The organism is Oceaniglobus sp. K40-3, assembly GCF_055808395.1.
In genome coordinates, this window is record NZ_JBVVRW010000004.1 from 466,885 (window position 1) to 488,522 (window position 21,638).

At 61.7% G+C, this 21,638-nt stretch carries 21 protein-coding genes and 1 pseudogene; 9 read left to right on the forward strand and 13 right to left on the reverse strand.

The window, feature by feature from the left end:
• Positions 1 to 2 precede the first annotated feature (2 nt).
• The 3 genes from AC0L7P_RS21665 to AC0L7P_RS21675 all read right to left on the reverse strand — a co-directional run bounded on the left by AC0L7P_RS21665 (position 3) and on the right by AC0L7P_RS21675 (position 3,278).
• Positions 3 to 1,040, reverse strand: a complete 1,038-nt coding sequence (locus AC0L7P_RS21665) for a LacI family DNA-binding transcriptional regulator (protein WP_473436183.1) — start codon at positions 1,038 to 1,040, stop codon at positions 3 to 5.
• Between the two features lie 183 nt (positions 1,041 to 1,223).
• The gene (locus AC0L7P_RS21670) at positions 1,224 to 2,675 is read right to left on the reverse strand and encodes an aldehyde dehydrogenase family protein (RefSeq protein ID WP_473436184.1); all 1,452 of its coding nucleotides are present in this window, start codon (positions 2,673 to 2,675) and stop codon (positions 1,224 to 1,226) included.
• 21 nt (positions 2,676 to 2,696) lie between these two features.
• Complete coding sequence (locus tag AC0L7P_RS21675) at positions 2,697 to 3,278, reverse strand: carboxymuconolactone decarboxylase family protein (protein ID WP_473436185.1); 582 nt, start codon at positions 3,276 to 3,278, stop codon at positions 2,697 to 2,699.
• A 157-nt stretch (positions 3,279 to 3,435) separates the two neighbouring features.
• Between AC0L7P_RS21675 and AC0L7P_RS21680 the strand changes: the two genes are divergently transcribed.
• The 4 genes from AC0L7P_RS21680 to AC0L7P_RS21695 are packed head-to-tail and all read left to right on the forward strand — an operon-like array spanning position 3,436 to position 6,727.
• On the forward strand, positions 3,436 to 4,179 hold the full coding sequence (locus AC0L7P_RS21680) for an amino acid ABC transporter ATP-binding protein (RefSeq protein ID WP_473436186.1): 744 nt from the start codon (positions 3,436 to 3,438) through the stop codon (positions 4,177 to 4,179).
• 39 nt (positions 4,180 to 4,218) lie between these two features.
• Positions 4,219 to 4,992 (forward strand): amino acid ABC transporter permease, encoded by a 774-nt coding sequence (locus AC0L7P_RS21685; protein WP_473436187.1) that lies wholly within the window; start codon positions 4,219 to 4,221, stop codon positions 4,990 to 4,992.
• Between the two features lie 22 nt (positions 4,993 to 5,014).
• On the forward strand, positions 5,015 to 5,842 hold the full coding sequence (locus AC0L7P_RS21690) for a transporter substrate-binding domain-containing protein (RefSeq protein ID WP_473436188.1): 828 nt from the start codon (positions 5,015 to 5,017) through the stop codon (positions 5,840 to 5,842).
• A 12-nt stretch (positions 5,843 to 5,854) separates the two neighbouring features.
• A complete protein-coding gene (locus AC0L7P_RS21695) occupies positions 5,855 to 6,727 on the forward strand; it encodes an amino acid ABC transporter permease (RefSeq protein ID WP_473436189.1) in 873 nt (290 codons plus the stop codon).
• Here the strand turns inward: AC0L7P_RS21695 and AC0L7P_RS21700 are convergent.
• Positions 6,702 to 7,811, reverse strand: a complete 1,110-nt coding sequence (locus AC0L7P_RS21700; protein WP_473436190.1) for a hypothetical protein — start codon at positions 7,809 to 7,811, stop codon at positions 6,702 to 6,704. The genes AC0L7P_RS21695 and AC0L7P_RS21700 overlap by 26 nt on opposite strands.
• A 72-nt stretch (positions 7,812 to 7,883) precedes the next feature.
• Here AC0L7P_RS21700 and AC0L7P_RS21705 point away from each other — a divergent pair.
• The 5 genes and pseudogenes from AC0L7P_RS21705 to AC0L7P_RS21725 form a co-directional block, all read left to right on the forward strand.
• Positions 7,884 to 7,991: pseudogene (locus tag AC0L7P_RS21705) on the forward strand (LysR family transcriptional regulator); the annotation flags it as partial.
• 26 nt (positions 7,992 to 8,017) lie between these two features.
• Positions 8,018 to 8,887, forward strand: coding sequence for a LysR substrate-binding domain-containing protein (locus tag AC0L7P_RS21710; RefSeq protein ID WP_473436191.1), 870 nt, complete (start codon positions 8,018 to 8,020; stop codon positions 8,885 to 8,887).
• Positions 8,888 to 8,898: 11 nt separating this feature from the next.
• The gene (locus AC0L7P_RS21715) at positions 8,899 to 9,930 is read left to right on the forward strand and encodes an aromatic ring-hydroxylating dioxygenase subunit alpha (RefSeq protein ID WP_473436192.1); all 1,032 of its coding nucleotides are present in this window, start codon (positions 8,899 to 8,901) and stop codon (positions 9,928 to 9,930) included.
• Positions 9,927 to 10,949 carry a histone deacetylase family protein gene (locus tag AC0L7P_RS21720; RefSeq protein ID WP_473436193.1) on the forward strand — a complete coding sequence of 341 codons (1,023 nt, stop codon included), beginning with the start codon at positions 9,927 to 9,929 and terminating at the stop codon, positions 10,947 to 10,949. The genes AC0L7P_RS21715 and AC0L7P_RS21720 overlap by 4 nt, the downstream gene beginning before the upstream one ends.
• A gap of 18 nt (positions 10,950 to 10,967) precedes the next feature.
• Positions 10,968 to 12,353 (forward strand): aspartate aminotransferase family protein, encoded by a 1,386-nt coding sequence (locus AC0L7P_RS21725; RefSeq protein ID WP_473436194.1) that lies wholly within the window; start codon positions 10,968 to 10,970, stop codon positions 12,351 to 12,353.
• A 16-nt stretch (positions 12,354 to 12,369) separates the two neighbouring features.
• Here AC0L7P_RS21725 and AC0L7P_RS21730 read toward each other — a convergent pair whose 3' ends face one another.
• From AC0L7P_RS21730 to AC0L7P_RS21770, 9 genes are all read right to left on the reverse strand, one after another.
• Positions 12,370 to 13,122 (reverse strand): SDR family NAD(P)-dependent oxidoreductase, encoded by a 753-nt coding sequence (locus tag AC0L7P_RS21730; protein ID WP_473436195.1) that lies wholly within the window; start codon positions 13,120 to 13,122, stop codon positions 12,370 to 12,372.
• A gap of 10 nt (positions 13,123 to 13,132) precedes the next feature.
• Positions 13,133 to 14,629, reverse strand: coding sequence for a TRAP transporter large permease (locus tag AC0L7P_RS21735; RefSeq protein WP_473436196.1), 1,497 nt, complete (start codon positions 14,627 to 14,629; stop codon positions 13,133 to 13,135).
• Positions 14,626 to 15,210, reverse strand: coding sequence for a TRAP transporter small permease (locus AC0L7P_RS21740; protein WP_473436197.1), 585 nt, complete (start codon positions 15,208 to 15,210; stop codon positions 14,626 to 14,628). Before AC0L7P_RS21740 ends, AC0L7P_RS21735 begins: the two co-directional genes overlap by 4 nt.
• Positions 15,211 to 15,229: 19 nt before the next feature.
• Positions 15,230 to 16,270, reverse strand: a complete 1,041-nt coding sequence (locus AC0L7P_RS21745; protein WP_473436242.1) for a TRAP transporter substrate-binding protein — start codon at positions 16,268 to 16,270, stop codon at positions 15,230 to 15,232.
• An 86-nt stretch (positions 16,271 to 16,356) separates the two neighbouring features.
• Complete coding sequence (locus AC0L7P_RS21750) at positions 16,357 to 17,055, reverse strand: fumarylacetoacetate hydrolase family protein (RefSeq protein WP_473436198.1); 699 nt, start codon at positions 17,053 to 17,055, stop codon at positions 16,357 to 16,359.
• Positions 17,056 to 17,128: 73 nt separating this feature from the next.
• A complete protein-coding gene (locus AC0L7P_RS21755; protein ID WP_473436199.1) occupies positions 17,129 to 17,893 on the reverse strand; it encodes a FadR/GntR family transcriptional regulator in 765 nt (254 codons plus the stop codon).
• Entirely contained in the window at positions 17,865 to 18,818 is a 954-nt protein-coding gene (locus AC0L7P_RS21760) for an ABC transporter ATP-binding protein (RefSeq protein ID WP_473436200.1), read from the reverse strand. The genes AC0L7P_RS21755 and AC0L7P_RS21760 overlap by 29 nt, the downstream gene beginning before the upstream one ends.
• Entirely contained in the window at positions 18,815 to 20,683 is a 1,869-nt protein-coding gene (locus AC0L7P_RS21765; RefSeq protein ID WP_473436201.1) for a dipeptide/oligopeptide/nickel ABC transporter permease/ATP-binding protein, read from the reverse strand. The genes AC0L7P_RS21760 and AC0L7P_RS21765 overlap by 4 nt, the downstream gene beginning before the upstream one ends.
• Complete coding sequence (locus tag AC0L7P_RS21770; RefSeq protein WP_473436202.1) at positions 20,680 to 21,627, reverse strand: ABC transporter permease; 948 nt, start codon at positions 21,625 to 21,627, stop codon at positions 20,680 to 20,682. Before AC0L7P_RS21770 ends, AC0L7P_RS21765 begins: the two co-directional genes overlap by 4 nt.
• Positions 21,628 to 21,638 lie beyond the last annotated feature (11 nt).

The window sequence follows — 21,638 nt, forward strand, 5'->3', positions numbered from 1 at the left end:
GATCAGGCAGATTCCCGCAGTTTCAAAACACCATCGACAAGTCTGACAACCGGCGACCCGGCGTTTCCACCCCGGCCAATAATATCAACCAACCGCAAAACCGACGCCTTTCCAATGACATCCAGATCCTGCGCCACGGTTGTCAACGCGGGGCAGGTATAGGGGCACAGGGGGTAATCGTCGTGCCCCGCGATCCGCAATCCGCCCTTTGGCCCGCGCCCCGGAACCAATCCATGCCGCGACGCAGCACGCAATGCGCCGATGGCTACCCGGTCATTTGCACAGAGAATCGACCTGTCCGTATATTGCCCCCGGGAAAAATAATCGCTCAGCACCGCTTCGCCATGGGCTTCGAAATGCCAAAGATCCTCGATCAGGTCCGTCCCGATAACGGTGGGTTCATGCCCCAGGGCGCGCAACCGCGACATATAGGCATTCTCGCGCTCGACCGCGTTGAAATTAACCCGGGGCATGGCAAGAAAGATGGGCGGCGCGCCAACACGACACAGATATTCTGTAATTATTCCAGTGCTTTGCTCATGGTTTGTTCCGACAAAATCAACGTCATACATCGTCACCGGCCGTGAATCGACGATCACAAAAGGCAGACGATCTTGCAGTTTCCGATGAGCTTCAAGGTCGCTTTGATTGCCAAGAGGTACGACCAACGCGCCATCAACGCTCATCGACATAAGCGTTTCGATGGCGCGCGCCTCGATCATCGGATCGGAATGGGAACATTGGGTGATGACGGTAAACCCGGCCTCCATCGCCGCCATTTCGATTGATTCCAGCAGCTTGGTAAAAAAGAGATCGTTCAGATATGGGATGATAACGCCGATGATCCCGGTGGTTTTGCGATTCATTCGGGTGGCGAAAAAATTCGGCACATATTCCACCCGCTCAAGCCCAAGCTGGATCTTTTTCGAGGTCGACCCGCGCACGCTGTCCGGGCTTTGAAAATAACGCGACAGCGTGGGGCGCGACACGCCGATCGCCTCGGACAGCGCCTCCATGGTTTTAATCTTTGGCTTCTTCATATTTCCCGCCCCTCCACTTGCCCCGCACAACACGGCACGGATGGCCCCGTGTCAATTCTGCGCAACTGGCGCTATTATTTTAACGCATGTAAAATATTGATTATGCACACAAGCCACCCGTCGTCCACCCGGCAGCCTTGCATCGCATGACGGGGCGGGGGCGTTAGTCCGCTATCGAATGTATCACCCGTGCAGCGCCGCGACAGTCTTGAGTGACGAGAACCCGTAAAGCGCCTCGAACCCTTTTTCACGGCCATGACCCGACAGGCCGGTGCCGCCAAAGGGCAGTTCAACGCCGCCCCCCGCGCCATAATTGTTCAAAAACACCTGCCCCGCGCGCAGCGCCCTGGCCAGCCGCATCTGCCGCGCCCCGTTTTGCGACCAGACCGAAGCAACCAGACCAAAGGCCGTGCCATTGGCGATCTGCACCGCTTCCGCCTCGTCCGCGAAAGGGATCACCACCTGCACCGGGCCGAACACTTCATCCTGCGCCAAGGCGTGATCGGGCGCGGCACCGGTAAACAGCGTCGGCACCACATAGGCGCCCCCCGGCGCATCGGCGTGAATGGCCCCCTGCGCCGCAATGGTCAGGTCGGCCCCCTGCGCCAGGAACCCCTCGACGATCTGTTTCTGGCGCTGCGACACCAGCGGCCCCACCTCAAGATCGGCCATGGCAGGCCCGGCCCGCAGATCGCGATAGCGCGCGGCCATGCCGCTGACCACCTCGTCAAACCGGCTGTGATGCACCAGAATGCGCGAGGCGGCGGAACAGGTCTGGCCCGCGTTCTGAATGCCGGAATTCACCAGAAACGGCAGGGCCGCGTCGATATCGGCATCCTCAAACACCAGTTGCGGGGATTTGCCGCCCAGTTCCAAGGTCACCGGCACCACGTTTTCCGCCGCCGCCGCCTGAATCCGTTTGCCCACAGCGACCGAGCCGGTAAAGGAAATGTGGCGCACCCCGGGATGCGCGGCCAGCGCCGCGCCCGCCTCGGCCCCCAGGCCCGGCACGATGTTCAACGCGCCATCGGGCAACCCGGCACGGCGCGCCAATTCGCCAAAGGCCAGCGCCGTCAGGCATGCCTCTTCTGCCGGTTTCAGAACGGCAGCGTTGCCCATGGCCAGCGCGGCCCCGACCGAACGCCCGATGATCTGCATCGGGTAATTCCACGGGATGATATGGCCGGTCACACCATGGGGTTCGCGCAGGGTGTAAACCGTATATCCGTCAAGATAAGGGATCGTGGCCCCCTGCACCTTGTCCGCCGCCCCGGCGTAAAACTCCATATAGCGCGCCAAGGCGATAACATCGGCCCGGGCCTGTTTCAGGGGCTTGCCCACATCCAGCGCCTCAAGCTCGGCCAGCGCCTCGGTCTGTTCCAGCACGAGAACGCCGATCCGGTGCAGAATGCGCCCCCGCTCAAACGCGGTCATGCGGCCCCATTCGCCCTGCAACGCGGCCTCTGCCGCGCCAACCGCTGCGTCAATATCGGCCCCCTGCCCGCGCGCGATGGCGCAAAGGGTGCTGCCATCGGATGGGTTGCGCAGATCGAGTGTATCCCCCGAACCGGGCGCCACCCAGCGGTTGGCGATCAGACAAAGGCCGGGGTCGATCCCGAGAGGGCGAAGAGCCATGAGAGGGTTCCTATCGTTATATTATTCAGATTTGGCGTAATATCCGACGACATCGCCATCGGTGGTTACACCCAGACCGTTAAGCAAGCGGTTGACATAGTTGAAGTATCCGATGATCTGGTTGGCCTCAAGAATTTCTCCGTCGTCCAGACCCGCAGCGCGCAGGGCCTCTACATCGCCCTGCACCATCTGTCCCGGTTGCAGGGTCAGTTTCTGCGCATAGATCAGCAGCGCCAATTCGCCCCCGTCAAACACATCGCCCGGGCGCCGTGCCTTCAGCGCCACTTCGACCGCCGCCGCGCGCGCCGGATCACCGATCAGATGGGCCGCGTTGGCCCAGTGGTTGGCATAGGAATAGGGGCAATCGTTCAGCACCGACACGTAAGAGCTGATGACCTCTTGCAGCCATGTGGGCAGGGTGTTGGCCCCGTCATGCAGGCAGGCCCGATACAGTTTGACATGGCCCACCATCGTGTTGGGGCGCAGGGAATGCACCCGCATCACGTTATCGACCGTACCATGGGGCGTGCGCGCCAGATCGAGGGTGTCGCGCAGATCGGCTTCCGCCTCTGCGTCGGGGATCATTCTGATCCATGCGGCCATGGGGGTTCCTCCTGATTTTGGCGCATCCGATCATGGGCCGGGCGAAAACACCATTGCACAATTTTGCGTTGGTCTGGCTGCCAATGGGCAAATCGCCCTGTGCAGTCGCAAAAAACGCCCTATGATAAACCGGCAAGCGCAACGGTGAAAGCACGACATGCCAGCAGAACCGATCATACAGGCGGAACATATCGACAAATTCTTTGATAGTTTCAAGGCGCTGGACGATGTAAGCCTGAGCGTTCACCAGGGCGAACGGGTTGTCGTCTGCGGGCCGTCCGGGTCGGGAAAATCAACGCTGATCCGTTGTTTCAACGGGCTTGAAAATCATGATGGCGGGCGGTTGCGCGTCGAAGGTGTCGATCTGTTCGAAGGCTCGCCCAAGATGCGCGAAATGCGACAGCACGTCGGGATGGTGTTTCAGCAGTTCAACCTGTTTCCCCACCTCACCGTCCTTGAAAACCTGACCATCGGCCCGATGAAAGTGCGCAAACAATCCCGCACCGAGGCCGAGGCGACCGCGCGCAAATATCTGGAGCGGGTGCATATTCCCGAACAGGCCGACAAGAAACCCGCGCAGCTTTCGGGCGGGCAACAGCAACGTGTCGCGATTGCCCGGTCCCTGTGCATGGAACCCCGGGTGATGCTGTTTGATGAACCCACATCGGCCCTTGACCCCGAAATGATCGGTGAGGTTCTGGATGTCATGGTCGAACTGGCGCAATCGGGCATGACAATGGTTGTCGTGACCCACGAAATGGGGTTTGCCCGCAAGGTCGCCGATACGATGGTGTTCATGGAACAGGGGCGGATCGTGGAAACCGCGCCGCCCGACACCTTTTTCACCAACCCCGAATCCGCCCGCGCCCGCCTGTTCCTTGATCAGATACTGGAGCATTAAGGCGTGCGCCCCAACCGCCCCATGACCCTGGGCCGCGTGATGAACACACGGTCCGTTTCCGTTGCGCTTTACCTTGCAATCATGGGGGTGATCGTCTGGTCGTCCTATGTGGGGGCACAGCAGATGGGCTATAACTGGCAATGGTATCAGGTGCCGAAATACCTGTTTACCTATACGGATAACGGGTTTCAGTGGGGCGAAATCATGGTCGGGCTTGTCACCACGCTGGTGTTGTCGGGCACGGCGTTTCTGTTGGCCATGGTCATCGGGTTGTTGGTGGCATTGTTGCGGCTGTCGGGGCTCGTTGTGGGTGGCGCGGTGGCGGTCGGATTTCTGGAATTGATCCGCAATATTCCCCTGCTGGTGCTGCTCTATCTGTTTTATTACGTCCTCGGGCCGATTTTCGGGCTGAATCGCTGGACGGCCTCGATCCTGACCCTCGCCGTTTTTCACGGCGCCTTGATTTCGGAAATCTTCCGCGCCGGGATCAATGCCGTCGCCAAGGGCCAGTGGGAGGCCGCCGACAGCATCGGGATGAGCCGCGCGCAGGCCTATCGCTGGATCATCCTGCCCCAATCCGTGCGGTTCATGTTGCCCCCGCTGACGGGCGAAATGGTGCAACTGATCAAATCCAGCGCCATCGTCAGCGTGATCGCAGTGGCCGAACTCACCACGGTCGGTCGCAATATCATTTCCGACACCTTCATGAGTTTTGAAATCTGGTTTACCGTGGCCGCCGTATATCTGGTGGTCACGCTGATCCTGTCCATCGGCGTATCGCATCTTGAGAAACGTCTTGCTGCCAATCAATAATCAACCCCAAGGAGCCTTCATCATGTCACTGACCCGCCGCACTCTCGGCCTGGCCTTTGCCGCATTGGCCGCCACCAGCATCGCCGCTTCGGCGCAGACCGCCACGCAAAGCCTCAGCAGCGAATCCGTGATCGAAAAAATCAAGGAAGACGGCGTGATCCGCATCGGTCTTTCGGTCTTTGTGCCCTGGGCCATGCGCGATCTGAACGGCGAACTGATCGGGTTCGAACTGGACGTGGGCCGCGCTCTGGCCGAAGATATGGGCGTGGATGCCGAATTTGTGCCCACCTCGTGGGATGGCATCATTCCCGCGCTTGTCGCCGGCAATTTCGATGTCATCATTTCCGGCATGTCGATCACGCCCCAGCGCAACCTGACCGTCAACTTCACCACGCCCTATGCCTATTCAGGGCTGACGATCCTGGCCAATACCGCCATGACCAAGGGTTTCACGCTTGAGGATTACAACAGCCCCGATGTGACCTTTGCCGCACGCCGCGGCGGCACCCCTTCCTCCGTGATCGCACAGTTGTTCCCCAAGGCAAAGCTGCTGCAATTTGACGAAGACGGCGCCGCCACCCAGGAGGTGCTGAACGGCAATGCCCACGCCACCATGGGCGCCGAACCCACCCCCAGCACCGACGCCCGGGCGCACCCCGGCATCGTGAACGTGCCTTTCGATCAAACCTTTCTGGCCACCGGCGAAGGGTTTGCCCTGCGCAAGGGTGACATCGACGCGCTTAACTTTTTCAACAACTGGATTCAGGTACGCACCGCCAGCGGTTGGTTGAAACAGCGCAATGATTACTGGTTCAAAGGCGACGAATGGGCCGATCAGGTCAGCCAGTAAGGATTCGCCAGCTTGCCCCCGTTTTTCCGCCGCCTGAAATGGGCCGATTACCTGATCCTGGCCGTTCTGGCCGGGTTCTTCGGCTATATTGCCGTGACGGTCGGGGGCAAGCTGAACTATAACTGGCGGTGGGACCTGATCCCGAATTATATCCTGCGCTATCGCAGCGATACCGACACATGGTTTGCCAACCTGTTGCTGCAAGGGCTGATCAATACGATCCGCATCAGCATTTACGCCTCGGTCCTTGCTCTGATTTTCGGCACGCTTCTGGGCATTGCCCGCACCGCCGAAAACCTGACCATGCGGATGCTGGCGCGCACCTATCTGGAACTGCTGCGCAATATCCCGCCCGTGGTCATCGTGTTCATCTTCTTTTTCTTTCTCAGTCAACAGTTGATCGACGCGCTGAATCTCAACCGCTGGGCACGGGAAATCGCGCGCGGTGACAACGCCGGGATCTGGGAGTTCTTCTTTGGCGATATGCGGCAGTTTCCCTCGGTCGTGGCCGGGGTGATCGTTCTGGCCCTGTTCGAATCCGCCTTTGTGGGCGAAATCGTGCGCGCCGGGATTCAATCCATCCCCAAGGGTCAGCGCGAAGCGGCGCGCAGCATCGGCATGGGCCGATGGCAGGAAATGCGCTTTATCGTGCTGCCGCAGGCGTTCAAAAAAGTGGTGCCGCCCATGGCCAACCAATTCATCACCCTGATCAAGGACAGCTCGATCATCTCGCTGATTTCGGTGCAGGAACTGACTTACAAGACCGTTGAACTGGTCGCCTCGACCCGACTGATATTCGAGGCATGGATCACCACCGCCGGGTTTTATTTCGTGATCTGTTTCACCCTGTCGATGCTGTTCAGGCGGCTGGAACGGCGGCCTTGACAGGGGCAAGCCCGATCCGCCGATCCGGGTTGGCGAACAATTCGCCCACCTCGGGTGCCTGATGCAGGATCGCCGCGCCGCCACTTAGCCGCTCGGGGTGGAACACGCCGTTTTCCCACACCCTTACGCCATCAATCTCAACCGTGGGATCAATCACATTGATGCTGATTTCCCCCGGTGCTGCATCCCCGCAAGTGTGCAGATGCAGGATGCGGGGGTTGCCGAACGCCATGCCGCTCCAGCGTTCCATGTGATCAGAGGCGTTCCAGACAAAGCCACAGCCGGGGTGAATGCCCGCGTGCCAGGAATGAATCAGATTCCGGTCAATCCCATAGCGCCGCGCCACATCATCATAATGCCGGTTGGCCCGTGCCACATCCTGCGCGCCGCCCTCAAACCCGGTCAGGCGCCCGGCGCGGAACCGGGCCAGAACCGGCCCCTGAAACCGCACCGTGTAATCATCATAATATCGCGACCCCGTGCCCGCCAGAAACCGGGGCAAGGCAACGCGACCGGAAAATTCGCCCGCCGGCACGGGGGCAAAGACCGACACCGGAAACCGCAAAACAGACGTGTCGGCCATATCACCCATATCAGGGCGGCCCGAAAAATCGGTCCCGGCGGCGCAGGTCACGCGCACCAACCGGGCCTTGGCCATATGGTCGTTGACCAGATCCTTTAACCCTGTGAAGGCGCGATAATCGGCAGTGCCAAACGCCGACCCAAGGCAGCCTTCGCTGATGGCGAAACAGACCACGACGCGTTCATGGGGCATGTCGCAAAAGCGCAACTGATCGCCAAGCCGGGCCAGAAACAGGGTAATATCGGCCTGTGCCATTCTGGCCTGAATGTCCGGGGTCAGCTCGGGTGCTTCGGGCGAAAACCCGACGTCGTGCAGGGTGACAGCCATGCCCATATCGCGGGCCACCCCGGCAATACATTCGGCAAGCCCCGGTTCATAATACCCGAAATCAGGCGATTCACGCAGAATCAGCAAGGCCTGCCCCGGCCGCGCCTTGGCACAATTCACCAACAGGTTAAGGGCGCCACTCTGGGGGGCGTTGCTGACAATGGGGTGGGTCATTCCCTTATGGTGCGGGGTCGCGGGCGCGAATACCATTTGAAAGGCTTAATGTAGGCCATTAGGGTGTCTAATATGATCCTCAACCTGCCCTTCAGCGCCCTGCGCGCATTCGAGGCGGTGGTGCGCCACCGCGGGTTCAGCCCCGCCGCCGACGAATTGGGCGTCAGCCAAAGCGCGGTCAGCCAGCATGTGAAATCCCTTGAGGAATGGCTGGGTCAGGAATTGCTGACCCGGGGGCGCGCCAATCCCTGCCCACCCGCGAGGGCGATCAACTGGCGCGGGCCATTTCCGAAGGGTTGGGGCGGATTTCCGAGGTCTGTGCCGATCTGCGCGACCGGCGCCGCGCCGACAACACCATCGTCATCAGCTGCCTGCCCGGCTTTGCCTTTACCTGGCTGTTTCCCCGGCTTTTGCGGTTTGATCTGAATCATCCCGACATTGCCATTTCCATCAACACCGATGCCGGCACCGCGCCGTTTTCCGGCTCGGACGCCGATATTGCCATAAGGTACGGGTTTGGCCATTTCCCCGGCCTGCACGTCGAACGATTGATGCAGGAAAGGCTGTTCCCCGTCTGCTGTCCCAGCCTTCTGGCCCGCCGCCCGGTGCGCGATATTGAAAGCTTTCTGGCCCAAAACACCCTGTTGCATGATGTTCTGGGGGATTTTGGCGGCTCGCAACCCACATGGGATTATTGGGCGCGCGAATGCGGCGTGCATCTGACATCCCGCCTGCCGGCGCGCCGGTTCGGGCAATCCAACATGGTGATTCAGGGCGCAATCGAAGGGCTGGGCGTGGCGCTGGGGCGCGAACCTCTGGTGATTGATGCCCTGTGTGACGGGCGGCTGGTGCGCCCGTTTGACCAAACGGCGCCTTCGCCCCTGTCCTATTGGCTGGTCTGTCCCAGCCGCGCGCAGGAGGTGCCAAAGATAAAAATGTTCATCGCCTGGCTGCGCAACGAAGTGGAAATCCAACCCCCGCTGCCCGACGCCATTAGTCACGCTAATGACAGTCATAACCCGTTTGGGGCTGGAAAATCCCCCGGCGGCGGATCAGACTCGGGCCAACCCAAATAAAGGAGCGCGCGATGTTTCTGAAAAACTGCTGGTATGTGGCGGGCTGGAGCAAGGATTTCACCCGCGATCTGAAAGCCGAAACCCTGCTGGGCGAAAACATCCTGTTTTATCGCCGCAATGATGGCGCGCCCGTCGCATTGGAAGATGCCTGCCCCCACCGCAAGCTGCCCCTGTCCCAGGGCAAGCTGATCGGTGATACGGTTGAATGCGGTTATCACGGGCTGACCTTTGATTGTTCAGGCAGTTGCGTGGCCGCGCCCACCCAGCCGGGTGCAATTCCGCGCCGCGCCGTGGTGCATTCCTATCCGGTGGTTGATCGGTATCGGCTGCTGTGGATCTGGATGGGTGATCCGGCGCTGGCCGATCCCGATCTGATTTTCCCCATTGAAAATTACGATGATCCCACATGGGGCTGCACCGATGGCGGGGTTCTGGATATTGAGTGCAACTATCTGTGGGTCTGCGACAATCTGCTTGATCCCAGCCATGTGGCCTGGGTGCATGTCACATCCTTTGCGGGGGCGGGCACTGACGGCGAACCCCTTGATGTGGCACGCACCGAGCGCGGCGTGATCGTGTCGCGCTGGATCTATGGCAAACCGCCTTCGCCCTATTACGCCGGGCTGGTGCGGTTCGATGGGCCATGCGACCGGTTGCAGCATTACGAGATGTGCCTGCCGGGGATTGCATTGAACAAATCGGTTTACACCCCTGCGGGAACGGGCGGGCCGGATGCGCCGCACGTGGCCGACACTTACGTGAATATATCCTATAATTTCATGACCCCGATCAACGCCGACCGCACCCGTTATTTCTGGTTCCAGCACCGCAACACCGACCCAACGGACCGGGCGATTTCCGAGAAGATGAACGCAGGCGCGCGGATGGCGTTTGAGGAAGACCGCACCGTGTTGGAGGCCGTGCATAAGGGCATGAAAAATCCGCGCGTCCCGGCCATCGACCTTGGCCTTGATGCGGGGGCCAAGATGTTTCGCCTGATGCTGGACCGCGCCATTGCCGCCGAACAGGGGGATGCGGCATGAGATGTTTTTACGCCCCCGAAACCACAGGCCATGATCCGCGGTTCTATCTGGTGCGCGGTCAGATGGCCACGAACAAGGAACTGCCACGGCGGGCCGAACTGCTTTGTGCCGGATTGGCCGATGCGGGGCTAACCACCGAAGAACCGGGGCATTTCCCCGATGCGGCCCTTGGCGCGGTGCATTCCGAACGCTATCTGCATTTCCTCGCCACCGCCCACGCTGAATGGCAAGCCCTGCCCGACCAGGGACCAGAGGTTGTGGCCAACGTCCACCCCGCCGGACCGGTGCGCCAATATCCCACCGGAATCGTCGGGCGGGCCGGGTGGCATATGGCCGATGCCGCCTGCCCCCTTGGCCCGCAATCATGGACCGCCGCGCGCCGCGCCGCCGACACCGCCCTGGCCGCCGCCGATGCCGTGGCACGGGGCGAAAACGCAGCCTATGCCCTGTGCCGCCCGCCCGGGCACCATGCCCTGGCCGAGGTGGCGGGGGGCCATTGTCTGTTGAACAACGCCGCCATTGCCGCGCAATATCTGCGCCGCCATCATGATCGTGTCGCCATTCTGGATATCGACGTGCACCACGGCAACGGAACCCAAGGCATATTCTGGGACCTGGGCGATATTCTGACCGTTTCGATCCATGCCGAAACCAGCAGCTATTACCCGTTCTTCACCGGCTATACCGATGAAACCGGCGCAGGCGCGGGGGACGGCGCCAACCTGAACATCCCCCTGCCCCGCGACAGCGGCGATGCCCCGTGGTGCGCCGCCATCGAAACCGCCCTTGCCCGGATTGCCGCCTTCAACCCCGGCGCGCTGGTTCTGTCCCTTGGGCTGGATGCGCACGAGGCCGATCCTTTCCGCGGCCTTGCCGTCACCACCCCGACATTCGCCACAGCCGCGCGCCTCATTGCGCGCGCAAACCTGCCCAGCGTGATCGTGCAGGAAGGCGGCTATCTGTCAGACCACTTGTCGCGCAACCTTTCGACCTTCATGGTCGGCTGGCAATCTGCCTGAGTCTACGCCCCGGAGCCAATGATGAACACCAAGCCAAACTCGCTGCATCACAGTGATGTCACCACGATGCTGCACCCCTATACCGACGCCCGCACCCACGAGGCCCAGGGCCCCGTCATCATGGACCGCGCCACGGGCATCCGCATGTGGGATACGGAAGGACGCGAATATATCGACGGACTTGCCGGTCTGTGGTCGGTCGCCGTCGGATATGGCGAAGATCGCTTGCGCGCCGCCGCCAATGCGCAGATGGAAAAGCTGCCTTATTATCACACCTTCGCCCATAAAAGCCACGAACCGGCGATCCGCCTGTCGCAAACCCTGGTCGATATGACCCCGGCCAATCTGACGCGCAGTTTTTTCACCTCGTCCGGGTCCGAGGCGAACGATACGGTGATCAAACTCGTCTGGTACATGAACAATGCCTTGGGCCGCCCGAAGAAGAAGAAATTCCTGTCGCGCCTCAAAGGATATCACGGCATCACCGTTGCCTCGGGGTCGCTGACCGGCCTGCCGGGCAACCACCGCGATTTCGATCTGCCCGCAATTCCGGTGCATCACCTGACCTGCCCGCATCATTACCGCTTTGGTGCACCGGGCGAGGACGAAGCCGCCTTTTGTGCCCGGTTGATTGCCGAGGCAGAAGAGGTGATCCTGCGCGAAGACCCAGACACCATCGCCGCCTTTATCGGTGAACCCCTGATGGCGGCAGGCGGCGTAATGCCCCCGCCTGCGGGATACTGGCAAGGGATCGAGGCCCTGTGCCGCAAATACGACATCCTGCTGGTGGCCGATGAGGTGATCTGTGGTTTTGGCCGGTTGGGCAGCACCTTTGGCTGTGAACATTACGGGTTCACCCCCGACATCATGACGCTGAGCAAACAGCTCACCTCGTCTTACATGCCGCTGGCCGCTGTGCTGTTTTCCGAAGAAATCTATGGCCCCGTGGCCGACAACAGCCACAGTATCGGCACCTTTGGCCATGGGTACACCGCGTCGGGCCATCCGGTGGCCAGCGCCGTGGCGCTGGAAAACCTCGCGATCATCAAAGAACGTGATCTGGTCGGCAATGCCGCACGCCAGACCAAAGGCTTTCAGACCGGGCTGCGCAAACTGGCCGACCATGATCATGTGGGCGAAGTGCGCGGCGAAGGCATGATCGCCGCCGTTGAACTGGTCGCCGACAAGGCCAGCCGCCGCCCCTTTGAACCGGGCAGCAAGGTGGGCCAGAAAGCCGCCGCTTTCGCGCAGGAAGAGGGCCTGATCACCCGCCCCTTGGGTGACACGCTGGCCCTGTGCCCGCCGCTGATCGTGACGGGCGATGACGTGGAACAGATCGTCAGCCGCATGAGCCGCACCATCGACCGCATCCATGATTGGATCGCAGCCGAAAAACCCGCGTGACAATGTGCCTGCGCGCTCAGCGCGGGGGCAGCCGCACCGCCCCGTCAAGCCGGATCACGGTGCCGTTCAGATAGGGGTTGGCGACAATATCCCCGACCATCTGGGCAAATTCCCCCGGATCGCCCAACCGGGCGGGAAAGGGGATGTTTGCGGTGATCTTATCCGTCACTTCGGCGGGCAGGGCCGCCATCATCGGGGTTTGAAACAGCCCCGGCGCCACCGCCATCACCCGGATGCCCGCGCGGGCAAATTCGCGCGCGGCGGGCAGGCACATGGCGGCGATGGCCCCCTTCGATGCCGCATAGGCCGATTGCCCCACCTGCCCATCCTCGAACGCCGCCGATGAGGTGTTGACGATCACGCCCCTCTCACCCGTGTTCAGCGGTTTCAACGCCATCATCCGTTGGGCGGCGAACGACATGATTGTGTAACTGCCGATCAGGTTCACCTCGATCACCCGGCGGAACAACGGCACCGAGGTGGCCCCGTCGCGCCCGACAATCCGCGCGGCATCGGCGATGCCTGCACAATTCACCACGATCCGGGGGGCCTCGGGCAAGGCACCGATCACGTCCTGGGCCTGTGCGGCATCGGTGATGTCACATTGCACCCCCTGCCCGCCAAAATCCGCCGCCGCAGTCATGGCCCCGTCGCCGTCGCGGTCAAGAATAACGACCCGCGCGCCCCGTGCCGCCAGATAGCGCGCCGTCGCCGCACCCAGCCCGCTGGCACCGCCCGAGATCAGGGCCACTTGTCCGTCGATCTGCATCTTGCCTCTCCTACCAGGGAATAAACATCAGGGTGATGGCCGGACAGGCCACCAACAGCGCCACGCGCACCAGATCAGACAGCACGAAAAACAGCACCGCGCGATAGGTTTCGCCCATCGGCGTCTCGCGGTCCATGGAATTGATGATGAACAGGTTCATCCCCACCGGCGGCGTGATCAACCCCACTTCGACCACGATCAGCACCAGAATGCCAAACCAGATCGCCACCTGTTCGCCGTTGATCCGCGCCAGCGCACCCCGGCTTACCCCCCGGATGTCCAGCGCGCGCAGTTGATCGCGGCTCAGCTCAACCCCCTGCGCCAGCGCGTTCTGCACCGAATGCAGCATGTCAGGGGCCAGTTGCGCACCCTTTGCCAAAGCCTCGGTCGCGCGGGCGGCGTGCAGATCGGCCATGTTCACCATGCCGAAATCCAGCCCCTGCATCACCGGCCAAAAGATCGGGATCGTCAGCAGGATCATCGACAGGCTGTCCATCAGACACCCCAGCACCAGATAAAACAGCAGGATCACCAGCAGCACCAGAACCGGGCTGAACCCCTGGGCCACGACCCACTGTGCCATTTCCTGGGGCACCTGGGTCAGCGCCAGAAACCCGTTGTAAAACGCCGCTCCCAACACGATGAAAAAGATCATCGCGGTGGATTTCGCCGTGACCAGAAAACTTTCGCCCAGACTGGCGCGGTTCAACCCGCCATTCACCCATGCAATCACCCCGGTCCCAAGGGCGCCCACCGCCGCCCCTTCGGTCGGGGTGAACCAGCCCAGATAGATTCCGCCGACCACCAGCGCGAACACCACCAGCACCGGCCAGACCGCGAGCAATGCGCGAAACCGCGCGCCATAAGGCATTCGCGCCCGGGTGCCTGCCGCGCCGGGATTGAACCGCACATAGAGCGAAATCACGATGAAATACCCAAGTGCCGCCAGAATGCCCGGAACGACAGCAGCCAGAAACAGCTTGGCGATGTTTTGTTCGGTCAGGATGGCATAGATCACCAGAACCACCGAGGGCGGAATCAAGATGCCCAATGTCCCCCCCGCCGCCAGTGTCGCGGTGGAAAATCCCCCGGCATAGCCATAGCGGCGCAATTCAGGCAGGGCGACACGCCCCATGGTGGCGGCTGTCGCCAGGGACGATCCGCAGATCGCGCCGAACCCGGCGCAGGCCCCCACCGCCGCCATGGCCACCCCGCCCCGCCGGTGGCCCAACCATGCCTCTGCCGCCTTGAACAGGGCCTGCGACATGCCCCCAAGGGTGGCGAAATGCCCCATGAGCAGGAACATCGGGATGATCGACAGGGAATAGCTGGAAAATGTCGTGAAGGTTTCGGATTTCAGCCGCGCAAGGGGCAGCCCGGCTCCCCCGGTCACCAGAACCAGCCCGACCAACCCGGTCACGAACATCGCCAGCCCGATCGGCACCCGCAAAAAGATCAGCACCAGCAATCCGGGAAACGACAACAGACCGATGGCCAGATCGCTCACGATGGCGCGCCATCTTCGGCGGGCAACAAGGCGCGGCCCTTGATCACCTCAGCGATCCGGGCAAGGGCGATGTAAGCGGCCACCAGCGCCGCAACACCCGCCCCGGTCAGGCTGAGCGCATAAGCCCACCACAGGGGAAATTCCAACAGGAACGTCGTCTGCCCGCTGCGCATCTTGCTGAACATTCCGGCGCCAAGCTGCACCGCGATCAGGATCAGCACGGCGGCAAACAGGATATCGGTCAGCATCTGGCGCCACCGATCCCGGCGCGCAGGCCAGCGGGCGGTGAAAATATCAACGGCGGCATGGCCCCCGGTGATCTGGCAATAGGGCAGAAAGGCAAAGATCGAAAAGGCGACACCCGCCTCGATCAGTTCGAAATCGCCCTGCACCGGACCAATACCAAGGCCCAGCAGCCACGCCGCCAGCCCCGGAATGGCCCCCTGCATGGCGTCACTGTGCAGCGCGCCGTTCAGGGCGCGCCCCAGCACCGACACACAGGTCAGCAGGATCAGCCCGCTTAACATCACCCCGCCAAGACAGGCCATACCCCGCGACAGAGCCCGGAAAAACCCGTGCATGATGCCCCCCAGGCCGCCGTTATTGATGCGCGGCGGAATATTCTGCCATCAGCGCCTTGGCCTCGTCGATCAACGCCTGGCCATCAATGCCTTTTTTATCCATATCGGCCAGCCATGCATCATAAACCGGCTGTGCCGCTTTGGCCCAAACTGCGGATTGCGCCGCGTCCAGCGTGTCGATCTCATTGCCCGCATCAAGGGCAATCTGGCGCGCGGGGGCATCCATGTCCTGCATCACGCCGCCCGCAATGACCGACAGGTCAAGCCCGGAATTATCGTCGATCACCTGTCTCAGATCGTCCGGCAGGCCGTCATAAACATCCTTGTTCATCGCCAGAACAAAGGTCGCCGTGTACAGCATCGGGCCGGTGAATTCGGTGTGATAATCGACCAGTTCCGAAATCTTGAGCGATTCAGTTACCTCCCACGGGATTGTTGTGCCGTCGATCACCCCCTTTGACAGCGCCTCGGGGATCGCGGGAACGGGCAGGCCCACCGGGGTGGCGCCCAGAGTTTCCAGCAGCGCGTTCACCTGCCGCGATGCACCACGGATTTTCATGCCGTTCATATCGGCGGGGGTCAGGATCGGGTCACTGGAATGAATCACGCCGGGGCCATGCACCCATGCGCCAAGGATATGAACCGCCTTGAATTCCTCCTGCATGTGTTCGGCGTACATCTTCCAAAAGGCATAGGAGGCAGCGCGCGCATCGCTGACAAAAAACGGCAATTCAAACACTTCGGTGCTGGGAAACCGCCCGGGGGTATAGCCAACCACGGTCCAGATCACATCGGCCACGCCGTCAATCGCCTGATCCATCAGGCCCGGCGGGGTGCCGCCCAACTGCATCGAGGGAAAGCGATCAATCCTGATCCGCCCGTCCGACGCCTTTTCAACATTATCGGCCCAGACATCCAGAACCAGCTTGGGCACATTCGCCTGCGCGGGCAGGAATTGGTGCAGTTTCAGGGTCACATCCTGCGCAAAGGCCCCGGTTGCGGTGATCCCGGCAAGGGCCAAACCGCCCATGGCCCCCAGAAATCGGCGTCTGTTGGTCATCATCTGGATATTCTCCCTATGGTCAAATCCGATACGCGATGTCATGCACATGGGCCAGCGGATGTCACCCTGTTTTGTGGTCGCGCCTATTCGGCCGGCCCAAGCGTCAGCGCGATGTCACCCAACCCGTCAATCCCCCCGGTAATCCGATCGCCCGCCACAACCGGCCCCACCCCGGCGGGTGTTCCCGTCATGATCAAATCGCCGGGGCGCAGGTGATAATAGCCCGAAAGGTGGCCGACGATTTCCGCAACCGACCAGACCATATCGCCCAGCACCGCATCCTGGCGGATCTCACCGTTCACCGACAGGTGAATCCGTTTCTCGGCCAGTGGTCCGGCATCCCCCACCCGGGTCAATGGCCCCAGAACGGCGGAATTTTCCACATCCTTGCCCAGATCCCAGGGGCGGCGATGATCCTTGCCGTCTTGCTGGCGATCCCGCCGGGTCATGTCCAACCCGCAGCCGTATCCATAAACCGCGCTTTGCGCCGCCGCCTTGTCAGCGCGAAACACTGCCGCACCGATGGCAATGACCATTTCCATCTCGTAGTGAAAATTCGACGTGCCGGGGGGATAGGGCACCGTGGCGCCACTGGCACACATGGATTGCGACGATTTGGTGAAATACCACGGCGCCTCGCGGTCCACCGTGTTGCCCATTTCGGCGGCATGGGCGGCATAATTGCGCCCGACACAGAAAATGCGGCCAACAGGATAGGCCCCGGTTTCGCCATGGACAGGCAGGGTGTTCAGGGGTGGCGGGGCGAACAACAGATCACGCATGATCGGGGCCTTTCAGAGGTGCGTTTCACGGGTGTGTAGAGCGCACCACCAGCCATCGCGCAAGTGGTTCCCCCTATTCCGAGATAAACCGCCGCTGCATTTCCACCTCTTGCCCACGCATCAGCGCCCAGGCGGTTTCCATATGGGCGGTCATGATCGCCCGCGCAGCACCGCCATCCCCCTCGCGCAGCGCCGCAACAAGCCGCGTCTGATAATCGCGCCCCCGCGCCCAAAGTTCGGGGTTGGGCGGGACATACAGTTCGCGGTGCACGGTCAGGTCCGACAGCATGTTCACCATGAAATCAATCATGAAACTAAGCAGCGGATTGTCCGATTGCGCCGCCAGAATGGCGTGAAACCGCAGAGAGGCCACATGTTGTTCGCGTTCTTCATCAAGGGTGCGGGCAGGCCGGTCATAGCGGGCGGTGTTTGCCTCAAGCTGGGCGATCACCTCGTCCGAAAGGGTGCCAGCAAGGGCCGTGACCAGCGCCGGTTCCAGCGCCAGACGCAACTGGTAAATATCGCCGATCGTCAGATCCTTGAAGTAAAAATAATTGCCCAAAAGCGCCCTGGCCCGCTGGCGCGACACCTCGTGTACGAAACTGCCGCCGCCGGGGCCGGTGCGGGTTTTGATCAATCCCTGCGCCTCAAGAATGCGCATCGCCTCGCGTATCGTGCCCTTTGACATGGCGAAGCGCGCGATCAGCTCGGTTTCACCCGGCAACCTGTCGCCCGGGCGCAGCCCCTCGTCCACGACCCATGATTTGATCGCCTCGGCCACCCGAACCGGGCGGCTGAGTTTTACCTCGCTATTCGATGGGGTGGTGGCAGGCGGCAAACTGATCCTCTTGCATCTGGCGCAGCGCCGGGTCATCGGTGCGGCAAATTTCGGTAGCGCGGGGGCAGCGCCCGGCAAAGGCACACCCCGGCGGCGGGTTCAACGGATCGGGAAGCTCGCTCCCTTTCTGTTCCGGCGCGCGCAGGGGGCGGCCCACCACGGGCGCACTGTCGGCCAGAAGTTTCGTATAGGGGTGTTTGGGCGCGCTGAAAATCGTCTTTGCACTGCCAATTTCCACCACCGCGCCGAAATACAACACGACCACCCGGTCGCTTACCGCCTCGACCACGGCCAGATCGTGACTGATGAACAGATAGGTCAGGTCAAAGTCAGCGCGCAACCGGCCCATCAGGTTAAGAACCTGCGCCTGCACCGATACATCCAGCGCCGATACAGGTTCATCCAGCACGATAATCCGTGGGCTGGCGGCAAGGGCGCGGGCGATGCCGATGCGTTGCGCCTGTCCGCCGGAAAATTCGTGGGGGTAGCGATCAAGGAATTCCTCGCGCAGGTTCACGCTGGCAAAGATTTCGGCAATCCGTTCACCCCGCGCCGCCTTGTCCATGCCATACAGCCGTTTCAGGGGTGTTTCCATGATCTGGCGAATGGTCTTGCGGGGGTTCAGGCTGCTGATCGGATCTTGAAACACATATTGGATCAACCGCCCGAACACCGCCGGATCGGCGTTATCCAACGCCTTGCCCGCGATTTCGATCTGGCCCGTGGTCGGCTCCAACAATCCCACCAGCATCCGTGCAAGGGTGGATTTGCCACAGCCGGATTCCCCCACGATGCCAAGGGTTTCGCCGGTTTCCACCTGAAACGTCACGGGGCGCACGGCGCGCACGCCGGGGCGGGCGGGGCCAAACAGGCGGCGCGGCAAGGCAAAGGTTTTTGACAGATCGGTCACGTTCAGCGCGCTCATGCGACCTCCTCCTCGGGGAACAGACAGCGCACGGCGCGGGGGGCCTGCCCGGCCAGTGCCACAGCACCGCGCCTGCATTCAGCGCGCGCCTTGTCGCACCGGGGCGCAAAAGCGCAACCCTCGGGCAGGTTATCCACCACCGGCGGCAGGCCCGCAATCGCGGCCAGTTCACGCTGCCCGCCGCCCAGTTCCGGCACACAGGCAATCAGGCGTTTGGTATAGGGGTGGGCGGGAGCCTCCAGCACCGCAGCGGTTGGCCCCTCTTCCACGATCTGGCCCGCATACATCACCGCCACCCGGTCACATAATTGCGCCACCACGCCAAAATCATGGGTGATAAACACAATGGCCAACCCCCGTTCGCGCCGCAGATCATCGAGCAGCGCAAGGATTTGCGCCTGCACCGTCACATCCAGCGCGGTTGTGGGTTCGTCCGCGATAATCACCTCGGGGTCATTGGCAAGGGCCATGGCAATGCCTACGCGCTGGCGCATTCCGCCCGACATTTCATGGGGGTAGTTATCAAGCCGGCTTTGCGCGTTCGGCATCCGCACCGATTGCAGCAGGTCCAGCGCCCGGGCGCGGGCGTCTTTATCGGCGATCTTGTGATGCACCTGAATTGCCTCGGCCAGTTGGTGCCCGATCTTGTACAGCGGGTGCAGCGTGGCCAGCGGATCCTGGAAAATATAGGCCACCTTTTCGCCCCGGAACCGGCGCAGGGTTTCGTATTTCGCACCCAGCAGATCCTCACCGCTCAGCCGCACAGCACCGCCGGTGATCACACCGGGAGGCGATGACACGAGGCCCATCACCGAAAGCGCCGTCACCGATTTGCCAGAGCCACTTTCCCCGATCACCCCAAGGCATTCGCCGGGCTTCACTGCCAGTGACACCCTGTTCACCGCGCGGTACACCCGTTTGCCAACGTGAAACTGTGTCTCAAGCTCCTGAATCGCCAGCAGATCGTCGGTGGCGGGGGGCACCGCACCGGCCCGTTCCACCCGCGTCGTCGCGAGGGGGCGGGACAGGGCGCCGGATTTCAGGCGCGGGTCCAGCGCATCACGGATGCCGTCGCCCAACAGATTTACACTCATCACAATCAGGAAAATCATCAGCCCCGGCACCAGCGATGTATGGGGCGCCGAAATCAGCGCCGCCCGCGCCTCGCCCAGCATTGACCCCAGATCGGCCTGTGGCGGCTGGCTCCCCAAACCCAGAAACGACAGGCCAGCGGTTTCAAGGATCATCCAGCCCACGGTGGTGGACATGGCGATCACGATCACCGGCAGGACATTTGGAAACAACTCTTGCAGGATGATCCGGGTGTGGCCCATTCCAGCCAGCCGCGCCGCATCAACAAATTCACGTCCCGCAAGACCCGCCGTGATGCCGCGAATGTTGCGGGCAAAGAACGGAATGTTCACCGCCGCCACGGCGATCAGCGCGTTCAGCAACCCGGGGCCAAGGGCCGCAACGATGGCCAGCGCCAGCAGGATATAGGGAAAGGCCATCAACATATCGACTCCGCGCATGATGATATTGTCGGTGCGCCCGCCGAAATATCCGGCGATGATCCCGATGGCCGACCCGATGGTCGCCGCCCCCAGTGCCGCAACCACCCCCACCGCCAATGACAGGCGCGTGCCATAAAGCAGCCGTGACAACAGATCACGGCCCAGATGATCGGTGCCCAAAAGATGCCCCGCGCTGAACGGTGGCTGAAACCTGTCGGCGGTGGCAATCACATCCGGGTCAGGCAGGGGCAACAGCGGGATCGCCAGAACCAGCAACAGAATCGCGCCCAGAACCACGGCGCCTAGGGCGGCAAGGCGATTGCGGAACAGCAGGCGCAGAAAGGCGCTCACGTCTTGATCCTCGGGTCCAGCAGGCTTTGCGCCACGTCCACCGCGATGTTGAACAGCACGTAACAACCCGCGACAAACACCACGCCCCCCTGCACCAGAATGATGTCACGTTTCAAAATCGCATCGACCAGCATCCGCCCCACCCCGGGCCATTGAAACACCATTTCGATATAGACCGCGCCCGACAGGACAAACCCGGCCTGAATGCCCAGCACCGGAATGATGCTGACCATGGCCGCGCGCAGGGCATGGCCCATCAGCACCCGCCGTTCCGGCACACCTTTGGCGCGGGCGGTGCGGATGTAATCCTGACGCAGCACCTCCAGCATGGCCGAGCGTGACAGGCGCGCAATCACCCCCGTTGCCACAGCCGCCAGCGCAAGGGCGGGCATGGCCAGATGTTTCAGCAAATCCACCAGATCGCCGCCGCCATAAATCGCATACATCCCCGACACCGGCAGCCAGCGCAGTTTGACCGCGAACAGCAGGATCATCATCATGCCCAGAAAGAACGACGGCACCGAAATGCCGATCAGCACCACAAAGGTGATCGCCTTGTCGGCCAGGCCATATTGGCGCGCGGCGGAAATGACCCCCGCCAGAATGCCAAGGATCGAACAGAGGATGAAACTGGTTCCGGCCAGAACGAGCGTGGCGCTGAACCGCTCGGTGATCTCATCCAGCGCGGGGCGGTTGAGGGAAAACGACCGCCCGAAATCCCCGGTGAGCATATTGCCCAGCCAGATGAAATAACGCTGTATCAGCGGTTGATCCAACCCCAGATCACGGTTCAGTTTGGCCACGTTTTCCGGGGTGGCATAGCTGCCCAGAATGGCCGTTGCCGGATCGCCCGGGATCATCGCCATGATCAGGAACACGATGATTGTGATCCCCAACAGAACCGGAATGGCCGAGATCAGACGTTTCAGGATATAGCGGCCCATGGTTTCCCCCG

What these genes read in the sequence shown, in the direction of transcription:
- AC0L7P_RS21710 (WP_473436191.1), top strand. Translation starts at nt 8,018, where the DNA reads ATGGCTGGGTCAGGAATTGCTGACCCGGGGGCGCGCCAATCCCTGCCC.
- AC0L7P_RS21665 (WP_473436183.1), bottom strand. Translation starts at nt 1,040, where the DNA reads ATGAAGAAGCCAAAGATTAAAACCATGGAGGCGCTGTCCGAGGCGATC.
- AC0L7P_RS21730 (WP_473436195.1), bottom strand. Translation starts at nt 13,122, where the DNA reads ATGCAGATCGACGGACAAGTGGCCCTGATCTCGGGCGGTGCCAGCGGG.
- AC0L7P_RS21750 (WP_473436198.1), bottom strand. Translation starts at nt 17,055, where the DNA reads ATGCGTGATCTGTTGTTCGCCCCGCCACCCCTGAACACCCTGCCTGTC.
- AC0L7P_RS21745 (WP_473436242.1), bottom strand. Translation starts at nt 16,270, where the DNA reads ATGACCAACAGACGCCGATTTCTGGGGGCCATGGGCGGTTTGGCCCTT.
- AC0L7P_RS21715 (WP_473436192.1), top strand. Translation starts at nt 8,899, where the DNA reads ATGTTTCTGAAAAACTGCTGGTATGTGGCGGGCTGGAGCAAGGATTTC.
- AC0L7P_RS21700 (WP_473436190.1), bottom strand. Translation starts at nt 7,811, where the DNA reads ATGACCCACCCCATTGTCAGCAACGCCCCCCAGAGTGGCGCCCTTAAC.
- AC0L7P_RS21675 (WP_473436185.1), bottom strand. Translation starts at nt 3,278, where the DNA reads ATGGCCGCATGGATCAGAATGATCCCCGACGCAGAGGCGGAAGCCGAT.
- AC0L7P_RS21740 (WP_473436197.1), bottom strand. Translation starts at nt 15,210, where the DNA reads ATGCACGGGTTTTTCCGGGCTCTGTCGCGGGGTATGGCCTGTCTTGGC.
- AC0L7P_RS21680 (WP_473436186.1), top strand. Translation starts at nt 3,436, where the DNA reads ATGCCAGCAGAACCGATCATACAGGCGGAACATATCGACAAATTCTTT.
- AC0L7P_RS21690 (WP_473436188.1), top strand. Translation starts at nt 5,015, where the DNA reads ATGTCACTGACCCGCCGCACTCTCGGCCTGGCCTTTGCCGCATTGGCC.
- AC0L7P_RS21685 (WP_473436187.1), top strand. Translation starts at nt 4,219, where the DNA reads ATGAACACACGGTCCGTTTCCGTTGCGCTTTACCTTGCAATCATGGGG.
- AC0L7P_RS21760 (WP_473436200.1), bottom strand. Translation starts at nt 18,818, where the DNA reads ATGAGCGCGCTGAACGTGACCGATCTGTCAAAAACCTTTGCCTTGCCG.
- AC0L7P_RS21670 (WP_473436184.1), bottom strand. Translation starts at nt 2,675, where the DNA reads ATGGCTCTTCGCCCTCTCGGGATCGACCCCGGCCTTTGTCTGATCGCC.
- AC0L7P_RS21720 (WP_473436193.1), top strand. Translation starts at nt 9,927, where the DNA reads ATGAGATGTTTTTACGCCCCCGAAACCACAGGCCATGATCCGCGGTTC.
- AC0L7P_RS21725 (WP_473436194.1), top strand. Translation starts at nt 10,968, where the DNA reads ATGATGAACACCAAGCCAAACTCGCTGCATCACAGTGATGTCACCACG.
- AC0L7P_RS21770 (WP_473436202.1), bottom strand. Translation starts at nt 21,627, where the DNA reads ATGGGCCGCTATATCCTGAAACGTCTGATCTCGGCCATTCCGGTTCTG.